Origin of the sequence: Salinispora cortesiana (genome assembly GCF_000484695.1) — a bacterium.
Taxonomy (GTDB): domain Bacteria; phylum Actinomycetota; class Actinomycetes; order Mycobacteriales; family Micromonosporaceae; genus Micromonospora; species Micromonospora cortesiana.
The window spans coordinates 19004-32912 of sequence record NZ_AXVR01000017.1; the positions used below are offsets into that span (position 1 = coordinate 19004).

A 13909-nucleotide genomic window follows, 5' to 3' on the forward strand; every position below is an offset into this window, starting at 1 on the left:
GATCTGCCGTGCCTGGTGGTCGGTGTCAGTCGTCAAGGCCGTTCTCCTGAGGTGTGCGCCCAGCCGAGTAGTTCGCGTAGCTCGGCTGGGGCGCAGCGATGGTCGGTGCCCAGTTCGGCGCGGGCGATCTCGACGGCGGTGGACAGCTTGACCGACTCGCCGTGAAGCTCCGGCCACTGTCTACGGATCCGGGCGGTGCCGCCGAAGGTTGGATCTTCGTCGGCGAGGACCATCGGATCCCCGTAGACCGCCGGCTCACATCCGGCGGCGATGCCGTAGAAGATGGCGCTGGTCAGCCGGTTGGAGGCGACCCGCTTGTGTCGGCGCAGTTCGGTGAGCAGCTTGTCGAGGAAGAGCGGGTCGGTGTCCCGCCACCAGTGCCCGCGGTAGCCGTGGCAGATGACTCGGAAGCCGGCCTTCTCGTAGAGGTGACGTACCCGGCGCATGCCGTACTCGTGCCAGTAGAGGCACACCGTCACCGGGCCGGGCTCGGTGTCCCGGATCCGGGCGATCAGTTCCTTGTGGTCGCCCTTGACGTGCTGTCCCTCCCAGCCATGGAACGGGTACCAGATGGTGCCCTCCCGTACCGCCGGCTTGGCCTTCGCCGGTGGGGGATCCTGCGGACGCAGCGCGAGGAGGTAGGTGAAGGGCGCCCCGACAACCACGACGTTTCGTCGGCCCACTGCCCAGGCCCGGCGACGGGTCTGGGCGGACCAGAGCAGGCTCGGTGTTCGCTCGACGTACGGGTGGCCGGGGGCCAGTCCGTCGCCGATGTTCCAGCCGTGTTGGACGTAGCCGTTGATCCGGGGCGGGTGCCGGTCGCCGAACCCGCAGTATCGGGCTAGTACGTGGGCGTGGCCGTAAAAGTGGTTGGCGTGATGCATCGGTCCGTCTCAGGCAGTGCTCGGCGCCGGTGCCCGCAGCGCAGTGGTGAGAGCGTCAACTACCCGTTCCTGGTCGGTGTCGTTGAGCCCCGGGTACAACGGAAGGGAGAGCTGCTGGTCGTAGAACGCCTCGGCGACCGGACAGGATCCGCGCCGGTAGCCGAGGTCGGCGAAGACCGGGTGCAGGTGCGCCGGAAGGTAGTTGACCTGTACCCCGATGCCGGCGGCCCGCATCCGGTCGTAGACTTCGCGCCGCCGTCCGTCGAGCACCCTGATCGGGTACAGGTGCCAGGCTGGGCGGGCCCAGAAGCGGCGGGTCGGAAGCAGCACACCGGGCAGGTCGGCGAGAGCCGCATCGTACTGTCGCACGAGTCGTTCTCGGGCGGCGAGGAAGTCACCGAGCCGGCGCAGCTGGCTGCGGCCAAGCGCGCAGAGGACGTCGGGTAGTCGATAGTTGAGGCCGAACTCGGGCACCTCCTGGTGCCAGCCGCCCTCGTCCGGCCAGCGCTGTTCGGCCCGGTTCCGGACCAGGCCGTGGTTGCGGAACCGGCGGGCACGCTCCAGCACGGCCGGGTCGGTGGCCGCGACCGCGCCGCCCTCCGCGGTGGTGAGGTGCTTCGTGGGGAAGAAGGAGAACGTGGTCAGGTCAGCCAGCGAGCCGACCGGCTGGCCGCGGTAGGCGGCTCCGATGGAGTGTGCGGCGTCGGCGAGTAGGAGTGCGTCGCTGCCGGACAGGGCCGGACGGAGGGCGTCGTAGTCAGCCGGATGGCCGGCGTAGTCCACTGCCGCCACCACTCGGGTCCGGGGCGTGACCGCGGCGGCGGCCGCCGCCGGGTCCAGGGTGAAGGTCTCCTCCTCGACATCGGCGAAGATCACCTTGGCGCCGAGGGCCACGGCGGTGCTCGCGGTGGCCACGAAGGTCATCGGCGGCACGACCACCTCGTCGCCGGGACCGACCCCCGCCGCCGCGTAGGCGGTGTGCAGCGCGGCGGTGCCGTTGGCGACCACCGCGCAGCCGACTCCGCCGGTCCAGCGCGCCAGGTCGTCCTCGAACGCCGTCACCTGGGGGCCGGTGGTGAGCCAGTCCCCACGGAGAACGGCGGCGACCGCGGTCACGTCGTCCTCGACGACGGACTGCCGGCCGTACGGGAGCAGCGTCGTCACGGGGTGGTCCCGAGCAGCTCGCGCATCTGCTCCGGGGTGAGCCACCGGTCGTTGCTGTCTGACTGGTAGGCGAACCCGTCCGGCACCGGCTCGCAGTCACTCGGAGGCTGGTAGCCCCAGGTGGCGATGGTCGGCTGCACGATGAACCGGTCGGCGGTCCGCAGCGTGCGCCGGCTGTCGTCCGGCGCGATCATCTCCTCGTTCAGCTTCTCGCCGGGGCGAATGCCGATCTCGTGCGTGGTGGCCTCCGGGGCGACCGCCTCGACCAGGTCGAGGATGCGCATGCTGGGGATGCGGGGCACGAACAGCTCCCCGCCCTGCATCTGCTCGAACGACTCCAAGACGAACCGGACGGCCTGCTCCAGCGAGATCCAGAACCGGGTCATGCGCTTGTCGGTGATGGGCAGGCTCCTGCCCTCGGCGGCGAGTCGCCGGAACAGCGGCACCACCGAGCCACGGCTGCCCATCACGTTGCCGTAGCGGACCACGGCGAAGCGGGTCGGGTGCCCTGCGGCGTAGTGGTTGGCCGAGATGAAGAGCTTGTCGGCGACGAGCTTCGTCGCGCCGTACAGGTTAATCGGGCTGGATGCCTTGTCGGTGGAGAGTGCGATGACCTTCTGCACTCCGGCCTCGATGGCGGCGTCTACGACGTGCTGAGACCCGGTGACATTAGTGGCTATGAACTCTGAGGGGTTGTACTCGGCGGTATCGACCTGCTTGAGGGCGGCGGCGTGCACCACAAAGTCGATGCCATGCATCGCCCGGGTCAGCCGGTGTCGGTCCCGGATGTCACCGATGAACCAGCGCAGTCGCGGGTCATTGCCCAGTTCCCGACGAAATTCGTACTGCTTGAGTTCGTCTCGGGAGAGCACCACAATCCGAGTCGGTGTTGTCTGGGTGAGAATGTTTCGGATAAATGCCTTTCCGAAGGAGCCAGTTCCTCCGGTGATCAAGATGGACGAATCGTCCAACACGCTCAACTTGCTACTCCGTTCCTGCTCATACGGCTGCCGCGCCCCGGGGTCTATGGTTGACGCTGGGTGTTGTCGGTCGGGCGCCGTCGTTTCCCGGTGCTGCACTTCGCGGTTAGCCGTGCGAATGCTAGCAGCTTTTCGGCCAGTCGCGGCAGTCCGGTTTGGCGTCCAGGTTGGCGCAACTTTCTCAGCTACACTCGGCCGTCGAACCGGCTGTGTGTGCCGGGTGGTGAGGAGTGTCGCGGTGGAACTCGGACGGCTTAAAAGTGTCTTTCATGATTCCCTGGAAATTCCGAAGGAAACTCCGGTAAGTGACTTGGAGTATCGGAGCAGCGCGCAGTGGGACTCGCTCGCGCACATGTCCCTGGTCGCCGCGATCGAGGACGAGTTCGGGGTCATGCTCGACACCGACGAGGTGATCGACCTCAGCTCCTTCAACCGCGCGCGGCAGATTCTGGAGAAGCACGGTGTCGTCCTCGCCGACTGAGCTGCCGGACACCCGACACGCGCTGATCACTGGTTCGACTCGGGGCATCGGCCGGGCCATCGCGACCCGCCTGGCCTCGGCGGGCTACGCTGTCGCCGTTCACGGCCGGACCATCGGCGACGCCGAGCAGGTTGCCGGGGGGCTGCCAGACGGCCCGCATCTGGCGGTGCACGGTGACGTCGCGGATCCGGAGCAGGTCCGCGCGCTGACCCGGCTCGTGTTCCAGCGCTGGCGTCGGCTGGACGCCCTCGTGGTCAACGCCGGTGTGCATGCGGCGGGTCTGCTTGGTTCCATCGCCGATCCGACGATCGAGCGGCTCTTCTCGATCAATGCGGCCGGTGCCGCGCACACCCTCCAGCAGGGAGTTCGGCTGCTGCGGTGGGGACAACATCCGGCGGCGGTGCTCACCGCCTCAGTGGTTGGCACGGCCGGCGCGGCCGGCCAGTCCATCTACGCCGCCAGCAAGGCGGCGGTTGAAGGGCTGACCCGGGCCGCCGCGAAGGAACTCGGCCCGGCGGGGATCCGGGTCAACGCGGTGGCGCCGGGCTTCATCGGTACCGACCTGCTTGCTGAGCTGGACACCGAAGGTCGCGCGGCCAGGATCGCGGCCACCCCGCTGGGCCGGCTTGGGGAGCCGGAGGAGGTCGCCGAGGTGGTGGCCTTCCTACTGGACCCGGCGGCGGGCTTCGTGACTGGTCAGGTGGTCGGGGTGGACGGCGGGCTCACCCCGTGATCGGCCTGCTCCACCCCGACGCTCGCCTGGTTGACGCGGCCAACGGTGTCACGCTCGGCGGCGGTGACCTACATGACCGGGTCGCCGACCTTGCCGCCACGCTGGACCGGGAGCCGCCCGGAATGGTGCTGGCCGCCATGCCCACCACGGTCGCCGCGGTTCTGCGGTTCCTCGCGGCGCTGCACGCCAGCCGGCCGATCGCGCTGGTCGATCCGCGAACCAATGGGGAGCGGCTGGCCGAGTTGGCCGATCGCTTTCGTCCGGCGGTGCTGTTCGGCGACGCCGAGTTGATGCCCGGGTATCGCCTCGGGCCGGACCGGCGGCTGGGTGGCTACCAGCGCCGCACCGGGGAGGCCGGGCCGGCCCCGCACCCCGATCTGGCACTGTTGCTGACCACCTCCGGCTCGACCGGCAGCCCCAAGCTGGTCCGGCTCTCCCGGGCCGCGGTGCTGGCGAACACCGCGGCAATCGGGGTGGCGCTTGGACTCGACGGCGACGAGGTCGCGCCGACCAGCCTGCCGCTGCACTACACCTATGGGCTGTCGGTGCTCACCAGCCACCTACGGGTCGGGGCTACCGTGGTGGTCGAGGCGAGTCCCCTCACCACCCGGGACTTCTGGTCCAGCATGGACCGGAATCGGATCACCTCGCTGGCTGCGGTGCCATACCAGTACGAGGTGCTGCGCCGGCTCCGCTTCGCCCCGGATCGGCACCCCCGACTGCGAACGTTGACCCAAGCGGGTGGACGGCTGAACCCCGACCTGGTCGAGGACTTCCATCGCCGGATGGCCGCGGTTGGTGGGCGGTTCTTCGTCATGTACGGGCAGACCGAGGCCACTGCGCGCATGACTGTGCTGCCCGCGGAGCGACTACCCGCGAAGCTCGGCTCGGTGGGTGTTCCGGTGCGCGGTGGTGCGATCGCCATCGACCCCGGTGACGGGTCCGAGACCACTGAGCCAGGGCGTACCGGCGAGATCATCTACCAGGGTGCCAACGTGATGATGGGGTATGCCGAGACCGCTGCTGACCTGGCCCGGGGCGATGAATTGGGCGGGGTGCTGCGTACCGGCGACCTCGGCCGGCTGGATGACGAGGGTTTCCTCTACCTCACCGGCCGGACCAGGCGCATCGCCAAGGTTTTTGGGGTGCGGGTCAACCTCGAGGACGTCGAGCGGTCCCTTGCGCAGCATGGACCGCTCGTGGCCGTGGCCGGCTCAGACCGTCTGGTGCTGGTCGTCGAAGGCGCTGACGACGACCGACTGGCTCGAATCCGGGCCGAGGTCGTGTCGTTGCTGGGTACCCACTCCTCCGGCGTCCTGGTACGTGGCGTCGATGCGCTACCGCTGACGCCCACCGGAAAGCCGGACTATCGAGCCCTGGAGGACCGGTGCTGACCGACGTGTTCACGCTGCCCCAGCCCGACAAGGAGAAGCAGCTACGGGACGAGCTGAACGCCCTGGTGTCGCAGCACCGGCAGACCTGCCCGCCGTACGCCCGGATCCTGGACGCGCTCGGGGCCAGGGGCGAAGCGGCGACGTTGACCGAGCTGCCCTGGCTGCCGGTCCGGCTGTTCAAGACCAGGAAGCTGGTGAGTGTTCCTGAAGATCAGGTGATCCGGGTGCTCACCTCCAGCGGAACCACCGGCGAGGTGAGCCGGATCCACCTGGATCGCGAGGCGGCGGCCGCCCAGTCCCGGATGCTCGCCCGGACCCTCGCGACCGTGCTCGGCTCGCGCCGGTTGCCGATGCTGGTGGTGGAGGGCCGTGGCGTGGTCGGCGACCGTCGCTCCTATTCTGCTCGGGGCGCGGGCGCCCTTGGCCTGGCGAACTTCGGTCGGGACCACCATTGGCTGCTTGACGCCGACGACCGGCCGGATGTCGAGGCGCTGCGGGCCTTCCTGGACCGGCACGGCCATGCGCCCTTCTTGATCTTCGGGTTCACCTTCATGGTCTGGACCCACCTCTACGAGGTGGCTCGCGAGCACGGACTGGACCTTTCCCAGGGCATCCTGGTGCACTCCGGCGGCTGGAAGAAGCTCGCCGACCGGGCGGTCGACAACGCCGAGTTCCGTCGTTGCTTTGGTGTGGACACCGGCCTGACCCGGATCCACAACTTCTACGGCATGGTCGAGCAGATCGGCACGGTCTTCCTGGAGGGGCCGGAGGGCGGCACGCTCTACTGCCCGGACTTCGCCGACGTGATCATCCGGGATCCGGTGACCTGGCAGGAGGCGCCGGTGGGCACGCCGGGCGTCATCGAGGTGCTGAGCACCCTGCCCACCTCGTACCCGGGGCATGTGCTGCTCACCGAGGACCTTGGCGTGGTGCACGGGATCGACGACGGGCACTGGCCCGGTAAGCGGGTCAGCGTGCTCGGCCGGTTGCCCCGCGCGGAGGCGCGTGGCTGCAGCGACACCTATCCGGGAGGTACGTCATGACACCACGGATGCGCTTCCCCGTCGGCGGGGCCGTCTCGGTGGCGGACCTACTGGCTCCAGCCGAGGTGGAGCCGTTGGCCGTCGGCGATCCGCGGATGGTGGACTTCCTGGCTGCGGTCGCCAAACGGCTACTCACCCCGGCGCTGGCCCGGCGGCATCCGGAGCTGGGCTCACTCGGCTTCTTCCTCCGCCGTCGGGAGCTACTGGGCGCGGTCGCGCGGCTGCACTCCACGCTCGGGCCGGACACGCTCGTCTTCCCTCGTGGGCGGGTGTTCCACGTCCCGCCGGCCAACGTAGACACGATCTTCGTCTACTCGTGGGCGCTGTCCGCGCTGGCCGGCAACACCAACGTGGTCCGGGTGTCGCCGCGTTCCGCGGCAGCCGCCGAGGCGGTGATCGAGGTGCTCAACGCCAGCCTCGCCGAAGCCGACCCGGTGGTGGCCAGCACTCAGATCATGATCACCTACGGCCATGACGACGCGGTGACCGCCCAGTTGAGTGCCACCAGCGACCTGCGTGTCCTCTGGGGCGGGGACCGGGCGGTGCAGAACCTGCGCCGGCATCCGCTCGCGCCGGCAGCCCGGGACCTCACCTTTCCTGACCGGTCGTCCTTCGCCATGTTGTCGGTGCCCGGCTGGGCGGCGGCGTCGCCGCAACGGCGGAGGAACGCGGCTAACGCGTTCGCCAACGACGCGTACTGGTTCGATCAGGCGGCCTGCGCCTCTCCACGTACCGTCTTTCTCGTTGGCGTGGCGGAGCGGGCTGAGGAGGTCCGAGCCGAGTTCGTCGCCCTCCTGGACGACGTGCTCCGGGAGCGCGGCTGGGATGTGGACGCGGCGATGGCGGTGGAGAAGCGGGTCGGCGCGTACGGGCTGGCTGCCGACGGGGGAGTGCGGCGGATGGCCTTCCACCGCAATGCCCTGGCAACCCTGGAACTGGCCGAGGTCTCAGCCATCCCGCGGCACTGGCTCGGCGCCGGCACCTTCCCCTTCGTCACTGTGCCCGACCTGACGGAGTTGGTGCCGTTCGTGCGCCGGCGTGACCAGACCCTCACCCACTTCGGCTTTGGCCGCGATGAGCTGACAGCACTGGCCCGGAGCCTGGGCGGGCGGGGAGTCGACCGCATCGTGCCGTTCGGCGGGGCGTTGACCTTCGCCCCGGTGTGGGACGGTCACGACCTGCTGCGGGAGTTCGTTCGGCTGGTCACGGTCAACGACTGAGGACAGTCGTGGCTAAATCTGCTCCCAGGCCAACGGGGTGCCGCGCTGCACGTCCCGGGTGAAGGTGCGTCCGAGCACCCGGTCCAACTCGTCCGGGGGTAGCCCCCCGGCCGGTCGGATGGATCGGATGTTCGCGCGGGTCACCGGGTCTCCGGCCCGCACATCGGTGACCACCTGCAGGGAACGACGAAAGCGCAGGCCCTCACGTTCGGTGGGGGTTGGGCCGACCACAGCGCTGCCCATCGCCGCCCAGGCTCGCTCGGCTTCCACTCGTAGCGCGGCCAGCTCGGCCGGTTCCAGGGAGAAGCCCGAGTCCACGCCCCCGTCGGCCCGGGCTAGCGTGACGTGCTTCTCGATCAGGCAGGCACCCAACGCCACCGAGGCCACCGATACGCCGATCCCGGGGGTGTGGTCGGAGAGGCCGACCGGCAGGCCGAAGGCGTCGGTCAGCACCGGCACCCGGCGCAGGTTGCTGTCCTGCGGAGGTGCTGGGTAGGCGGCGGTACAGGCCAGCAGTACCACGCCGTCGGCGCCACCCTCGCGGGCCGCCCGGACCGCGGCGTCGATCTCCCCCATCGTGGCCATCCCGGTGGAGATGACCAACGGTTTACCGGTGCTCGCGACCAGCCGAATCAACGGCAGGTCTACCAGCTCTGAGGAGGCGATCTTGTACGCCGGAACGTTCAGCCCCTCCAACAGCTCCACCGCGGTGTGATCGAACGGCGAGGAGAAGACGGTCAGTCCGTGCCGGCGGGCCCGCTCGAAGATGGGTTCATGCCACTCGTACGGCGTGTGCGCCCGCTGGAAGAGCTGGTAGAGGTTCTCACCGCCCCACAGGTCGTGCCCGTCGGAGATGCGAAAGGCCGGGCTGTCGTGGTCGATGGTGATGGTGTCGGGCGTGTAGGTCTGCAGCTTGAGTGCTTGTGCGCCGCTCGCCGCCACGGCGTCCACGATCTCCAGCGCCCGGTCCAGGCTGCCGTTGTGGTTACCGGAAACCTCGGCGACCACGAGTGGCGGCTCGCCTGGGCCCACCAGGTGCGGTCCGATCTTCACTGTGCTGTTCATGTGCTTCTGCTCAACTCCGTCCATACCACTTGGTGTGTTCTGCCATTAATGTTCCGTTCGTAGCGTCGTACGACCCGGAACCCAAAGCGCTGGTGTAGCGCCAACACTGGTCGGTTGTCGGCCAGGGTCTCCCCGCCGAGAGTCCGGGCCGCGAGCGGCCCAAGGGCGTGGTTGATCCCCGCTCGCTGGAGTCCCAGCCAGGCCCACAGCAGCTCCCCGCGCTCCTCAAGGCCCTCGATGTCCAGGTAAAAGCCCCAGGTGACGGCCCGGTCCGGGGAGGTCACACCGGTGAAGGTCAGCACGCCGGCCGGTCGGCCGCTGTGTAGGTAGATGAGTACCTGGCGGTCGGGTTCCGCCCGTACGGCCGACCACCAGGCCTGGTGCTCCGCCGAGCTGATCTCGTGCTGGGTCAGGCTCATGCCGCGTACCTGGAGGTGGTTGCGCCAGCGCCGCATCCGGTCGAGGTCTCCGGCGCCGGCCGGACGTAGCGTCGCGGTCATCGCGAAGCCGTCAGCGGGTCGGGCCGCTGCTCGGCGGGGACCGCCGGAAGGCCGGTGGACGGGACGGCGTCGGGCCCCGACGGAGGCCGCCTGGCGAGCCGATGCGCGGTGCGCAGCGCGGCGTAGAGCAGGTAGCTGTTCGTCGCGAGGAGCCGATGCTTCAGACCTCTCACCCCACGGGGGCGAGGATAGCCGCCGGCCGGCTGGTAGCGCTGATACTGGGCGGACGCCTTACGGAAGAAGGGGCGGCGTAGCTGCGCGGGCAACCGACGGTCGTTACCCACCACCACGAGCAGGTGGCTCACCATCAACTCGAACAGGTCGGCGTGCAGCCTGGTTCCCTGGGGGTAGGCGGTAAACAACCATTCGAATAACCGGTCGTACTGGTTGAATGCGTCGAAGTGTCGTTCGCTGGGGGTGGCGGTGATTGCGCCGGGTCGGCCCAGTCGGTAGCGGTAGCAGATCCGATCAAGTACCGCGATCCGTTCCGCCGCAATGAGCAGCGGGTGGCTGAACGGGATGTCCTCATACCAACCGGGGAAGAAAAGCAGGCCCAGGTTGTCGAGGAAAGCTCGGCGGATCACCTTGTTCCAAGCGGTGTGCTGAACCCGGAGCAGCTCGGGGCGCTCGGTCAGCCGGACGCAGCCCTCCAACCCCCGTGGTAGTGGGCCGCCCGCGTCGGTCTCTTCGCGGCCGTCGTGGTGTACGCGGAGATGGTCCAGTAGCAGCACGTCCGGCTGGTCCGTGCGCAGTCGCTCCAACACCGCCGGCACCGAGCCCGGCGGCAGCCAGTCGTCGCTGTCTACGAACCAGACGTATCGGCCGGTCGACGCCTTCAGCCCAGCGTTCCGGGCCAGGCCGAGCCCCACGTTGTTCGGCAGGGTAACGGTACGCATCGCCGGTCGGCGGGTGGCATACGCGTGCAGCAACTCGCCACACCGGTCCGGTGACGCATCGTCAACCGCGACTACCTCCACGTTGGCGGCAGCGGCGTCGGTCAGCCCGCCCAGGATCGAGTCGAGGCACTGATAGAGATAGTCCTCAACGCAATACACCGGGACTACTACGCTCAGCAGTGGTTGTCGAGGTTTGGTGGCCACCCGGAAAGGTTAGCGGGAACGGGTGGCCGATTCTCGACCTTTGGGGTGTGAGTTCCTTGAATGGCTTTCAGGCTTAGATAGGAAAAAGATTTCTCGAGATTGGCCCGCTGGGTCGATGAGGGTGTCTGGGATGGCCTGCCTGGTGCCAGAGCTCTGTCGGGTGCGTAACCCGACGCCATCGGCGATCTCCAGTTTTTCGATGGCTCCCCCCGCTGCGCGGGCCCGGGCCGGGAGGGTGAACCGAAGGGCGCCTTCCGTGTTGGTAGATTGCCGGCTGGTTCCCGGGGCCGTCCAGTGGCTGAGCTCGGGCGAAGCTGTAGCCGGTGCTCCTGTTGTTTACAGCCTGCACGTAGCCGATTTCTATGAGGCCGCTCATAGTTGGGTTGAACCGGTCAAGCAGCGCAGACTGTTCGATTAGCCCAGTAAGTCGGTAGTGAATTTCGGCGAACTGTCCTGTTCCCTGGCCCGGCGTACCGTGACCGCCCACCGTCCCATTGATTCAGAGTCGGGAGTGCTGTCCGAAAATTCCTGCCATGATCGATGTTTCAGCAGGTCAGGGTGGGTTGGCGGCGCTGTGGTTGGCCAGTAGTGTCGGCGCGTCCGGTGCGGTCGACGATCGCAAAAGGCGACGCCGTGCCGACCCGCTAAATTGCCGAAAGGTGAACCGGGGACCCGTTCTATCTGGGGTGAATCCACGAGTTTCGTGGTAGGGCGCACTTCCCGTCCGAATCCGTCAGCTAACCCGGTCAGCGGTATCGGAAGGAGTCCCGTTTCCCGTGCAGTCTTATTCCGCCCAGCGGGCGTTCCGCCGCCTCCACGGGGCCGCGGGGTCCGCGTCCGTCCAGCCCGCCGCCGGGCGCTGACCCATCCCGCCTAGCCCCAGTACCGGGCCGGGCGTACTCCCCTCGTGGCCACCGGCGCGCGAATTCCGGCTTCGTGCGGCCTACCTCTGCTGCCCGCCCAACGGCGCGGTGCGCCACAGCCCCGACAGCTTGTGGAGGATCCCGTGAAACATCGCCTCAAACGACAGCTCGGCCGTCTGACCACCGAGCGCCCGTACCAGCTGGCTGCCGCCTCGGCTGCCGTGCTCGTGCTGGCCACTGGTGCCGGTGCCCTCGCCGTGGGCAGCGACGAGGACTCCACCTCGCCGCAGCCGGTCCCCGCCGCCTCCGCGGCCGGCAGCGGCGTCGCCGACTCGAGCTCCGAGGCGGTCGCGTTCAACGCCGCGCCATCGGGCACCGAGTCGTCGAGTGCCGCGCCGTCGAATGCCGCGCCATCAAGTGCCGCGCCGTCGAGCGCTGAGCCGTCGAGTACGTCCGCGGCGGATCCGGACCTGACCAAGGAGGCAGCGCCGGCGCCACCGACCTCCAAGGTGCTGGAGTACGACTACCAGGCGCAGATCAACTTCTATTACTGCGGCCCGGCCGCTGTCCGGAACGCCCTCAGCGCCACCGGCATCGAGCGGACGCAGGACGAACTAGCCGGCCCGCTCGGCACCGACCAGTTCGGCACCGACTCGGCCGAGGACGTCACGCGGGTGCTCAACGCCGAGGTGGAGGATGGGCCCTACCAGACCCGGATGATCTCCGGCGGTTCGGCCACCCCGGCGCAGATGGACCAGCTCCAGGCTGACGTGGTCGAGGCCATCACCGAGGACCGGAGTGTGGTGGTGAACATCGCCGGCTCCGCCACCGACACCGCCGGGGGATGGCACTCCTTCCCGGGCGGCCACTACGTCGCCGTGGTCGGATACGACGACGATGGTCGCCTGGTGCAGATCGCCGACTCGGCGAACCCGGCAACCAGCTCCTACTGGATGACCACGATCGCCTTGGCGAACTGGGCCGCGACGCGCGGCTACTCCGCCTGACCGACGGTTTGCTACCCGGGCGTCGGTCCCCCGCCACGGGGGACCGACGCCCGTCCTCGTCCCGGGTCGTGCTGACACCCGTGGTCGCCGTCCGGATCTGTCCCCCTGGGGTGGACGTGTGGTCCAGCGCCGCCGGATCAGTCAGCGACTGAGCAGCCTGCGCACGCGGCCGCCGACGGCCCGCTTTACCCGGGCGGGCAGCTTCGCTTCCTGCTGGGCCCGCACCTTGCGGCGGAGCCCTTCATTCTGGTCGCGTAGCCAGTGCATCCGGTCCAACAGTTCCTCGCCAGTCATCGCGGCGGCAGGTCGAACCGCAGGCGGGAAGGGGGTGGCACGGACCTTCTCGTCAAAGTGGGTCGCGCTGTCCCCGTCCGCGAAGGAGTGCCCCAGATCATGCTTGTCAAGGAATGAGAGCATGGTCTCGTAGCGGGCCTTGTGTCCCTTGTTGAGCGCCGTGTAGTCCGCCTCCTGGTACAGATCAGCGGCATCAATGTCGGCGGGAACGTCCGGCATGATCCGGTGCGGGATGTCGAAATACCGGGCGAGCTCCAGGGTCCGGGAGTCGTGCGCGAAGAGATAGCCAGGGGTTCCGGCGAGCAGCGAGGTAATGGTGCCGTGGATGCGGGTGCCGAAGTTGAAGTCGAACCCGGAGAGGTAGTCCATCCACGTCCACGGATCCACGAACATTCGTACCTTGTCCTCGACGAACAAGGAGTGCGAGGTGTAGATGGGAATCGGGCTGGTCTTGTCCCGGTCGCTCGGTACATCGCCGTAAAGGAGGAGACCCAGGGTCTTCAGGTCCTGGGGGATGTACCGGAGGTTTGGGTAGTTCCGGTGGTGGTTGGTGACCACCGAGGCCATGGACGTGACATACGGGGAGATCGTCATCGCGATCCGGTCGTCCGGTTCGAGGGCCGGTTTGCGCTTCTCTACCTGTAGGTCGTGGCCGTGCAGGAACATCGACGGACAGCCGATGACGTCGACCGCGGAGAAGCCCAACGCCTTCAGGTAGTCCGCAGTGATCTCGCCGCGGACGCCGATGGTGTGCGAACGGTCGAGTACGGCCCGGACGAACCGCTTCACCACGTCGTCCAAAGGCCGAAGGTATTCCCGGTCACCATGGATATTGGTCTGGGCGCCCACCCCGAGCACCACGACCGGGATCTTCAGGCGCTCGATCAGGCGGGTCATCAGGGCGACCCGATGTGTATAGCTGCGCCGGAAGGCATTGGCCAGTGGGACCACGAAGACGTCGAATTCGTCGTTGATGCGGTCGGCGTCACGCAGGTCGACCGTGAACCCGGTCGGGGTGATCTGGACCGTTGAGGTCTGCAGAAGCTTGTGCGCGGCGTGGCTGAACACCAGGTTGCCGCTGTTTTGCCCGATCAGGTTACGCTCGAATGTCTCCTCCGGCGAGTTGACGGCCAGAGGCCCTTTCTTGGCCCGCATGAGGATCCGTTGGTGCATTTTGGCTC

13 protein-coding genes and 1 riboswitch are annotated in these 13909 nt (G+C 68.3%); of the genes, 6 read left to right on the forward strand and 7 right to left on the reverse strand.

What is annotated here, in order from left to right; all coding sequences use genetic code 11:
* Positions 1-32 precede the first annotated feature (32 nt).
* Genes K228_RS0110310 through pseB form a run of 3 tightly spaced genes read right to left on the reverse strand, consistent with a single transcriptional unit; the run spans position 33 to position 3022 of the window.
* The gene (locus K228_RS0110310; protein WP_025618376.1) at positions 33-884 is read right to left on the reverse strand and encodes a hypothetical protein; all 852 of its coding nucleotides are present in this window, start codon (positions 882-884) and stop codon (positions 33-35) included.
* 9 nt (positions 885-893) lie between these two features.
* Entirely contained in the window at positions 894-2048 is a 1155-nt protein-coding gene (locus tag K228_RS0110315; RefSeq protein WP_025618377.1) for a DegT/DnrJ/EryC1/StrS family aminotransferase, read from the reverse strand.
* Entirely contained in the window at positions 2045-3022 is a 978-nt protein-coding gene (gene pseB, locus K228_RS0110320) for a UDP-N-acetylglucosamine 4,6-dehydratase (inverting) (RefSeq protein ID WP_025618378.1), read from the reverse strand. The genes K228_RS0110315 and pseB overlap by 4 nt, the downstream gene beginning before the upstream one ends.
* Positions 3023-3266: 244 nt before the next feature.
* Between pseB and K228_RS0110325 the strand changes: the two genes are divergently transcribed.
* The 5 genes from K228_RS0110325 to K228_RS0110345 are packed head-to-tail and all read left to right on the forward strand — an operon-like array spanning position 3267 to position 7899.
* Positions 3267-3509: an acyl carrier protein gene (locus tag K228_RS0110325; RefSeq protein WP_025618379.1), complete on the forward strand. Its 243-nt coding sequence runs from the start codon at positions 3267-3269 to the stop codon at positions 3507-3509.
* The gene (locus tag K228_RS0110330; RefSeq protein ID WP_025618380.1) at positions 3490-4242 is read left to right on the forward strand and encodes an SDR family NAD(P)-dependent oxidoreductase; all 753 of its coding nucleotides are present in this window, start codon (positions 3490-3492) and stop codon (positions 4240-4242) included. The genes K228_RS0110325 and K228_RS0110330 overlap by 20 nt, the downstream gene beginning before the upstream one ends.
* A complete protein-coding gene (locus K228_RS0110335) occupies positions 4239-5636 on the forward strand; it encodes an AMP-binding protein (protein WP_025618381.1) in 1398 nt (465 codons plus the stop codon). The genes K228_RS0110330 and K228_RS0110335 overlap by 4 nt, the downstream gene beginning before the upstream one ends.
* The gene (locus K228_RS0110340; protein ID WP_025618382.1) at positions 5630-6679 is read left to right on the forward strand and encodes a LuxE/PaaK family acyltransferase; all 1050 of its coding nucleotides are present in this window, start codon (positions 5630-5632) and stop codon (positions 6677-6679) included. Before K228_RS0110335 ends, K228_RS0110340 begins: the two co-directional genes overlap by 7 nt.
* A complete protein-coding gene (locus K228_RS0110345; RefSeq protein WP_025618383.1) occupies positions 6676-7899 on the forward strand; it encodes an acyl-CoA reductase in 1224 nt (407 codons plus the stop codon). The genes K228_RS0110340 and K228_RS0110345 overlap by 4 nt, the downstream gene beginning before the upstream one ends.
* A gap of 12 nt (positions 7900-7911) precedes the next feature.
* On the opposite strand, the gene pseI is transcribed toward K228_RS0110345, so the two are convergent.
* The 3 genes from pseI to K228_RS0110360 are packed head-to-tail and all read right to left on the reverse strand — an operon-like array spanning position 7912 to position 10564.
* Positions 7912-8964 carry a pseudaminic acid synthase gene (gene pseI / locus K228_RS0110350; protein ID WP_025618384.1) on the reverse strand — a complete coding sequence of 351 codons (1053 nt, stop codon included), beginning with the start codon at positions 8962-8964 and terminating at the stop codon, positions 7912-7914.
* Positions 8961-9464, reverse strand: a complete 504-nt coding sequence (locus K228_RS0110355; RefSeq protein WP_025618385.1) for a GNAT family N-acetyltransferase — start codon at positions 9462-9464, stop codon at positions 8961-8963. The genes pseI and K228_RS0110355 overlap by 4 nt, the downstream gene beginning before the upstream one ends.
* Positions 9461-10564 (reverse strand): glycosyltransferase family 2 protein, encoded by a 1104-nt coding sequence (locus K228_RS0110360; RefSeq protein WP_025618386.1) that lies wholly within the window; start codon positions 10562-10564, stop codon positions 9461-9463. The genes K228_RS0110355 and K228_RS0110360 overlap by 4 nt, the downstream gene beginning before the upstream one ends.
* A 632-nt stretch (positions 10565-11196) precedes the next feature.
* A riboswitch (cyclic di-AMP (ydaO/yuaA leader) is annotated at positions 11197-11331 on the forward strand.
* Positions 11332-11558: 227 nt separating this feature from the next.
* Here K228_RS0110360 and K228_RS0110365 point away from each other — a divergent pair.
* Positions 11559-12434: a C39 family peptidase gene (locus K228_RS0110365; protein ID WP_025618387.1), complete on the forward strand. Its 876-nt coding sequence runs from the start codon at positions 11559-11561 to the stop codon at positions 12432-12434.
* A gap of 141 nt (positions 12435-12575) precedes the next feature.
* Here the strand turns inward: K228_RS0110365 and K228_RS0110370 are convergent, their stop codons facing one another.
* Entirely contained in the window at positions 12576-13901 is a 1326-nt protein-coding gene (locus K228_RS0110370) for a polysaccharide pyruvyl transferase family protein (protein WP_025618388.1), read from the reverse strand.
* Positions 13902-13909 lie beyond the last annotated feature (8 nt).

Coding starts and splice junctions, on each gene's coding strand:
- K228_RS0110310 (WP_025618376.1), bottom strand. CDS start 884: ATGCATCACGCCAACCACTTTTACGGCCACGCCCACGTACTAGCCCGA.
- K228_RS0110345 (WP_025618383.1), top strand. CDS start 6,676: ATGACACCACGGATGCGCTTCCCCGTCGGCGGGGCCGTCTCGGTGGCG.
- pseI (WP_025618384.1), bottom strand. CDS start 8,964: ATGAACAGCACAGTGAAGATCGGACCGCACCTGGTGGGCCCAGGCGAG.
- K228_RS0110355 (WP_025618385.1), bottom strand. CDS start 9,464: ATGACCGCGACGCTACGTCCGGCCGGCGCCGGAGACCTCGACCGGATG.
- K228_RS0110370 (WP_025618388.1), bottom strand. CDS start 13,901: ATGCACCAACGGATCCTCATGCGGGCCAAGAAAGGGCCTCTGGCCGTC.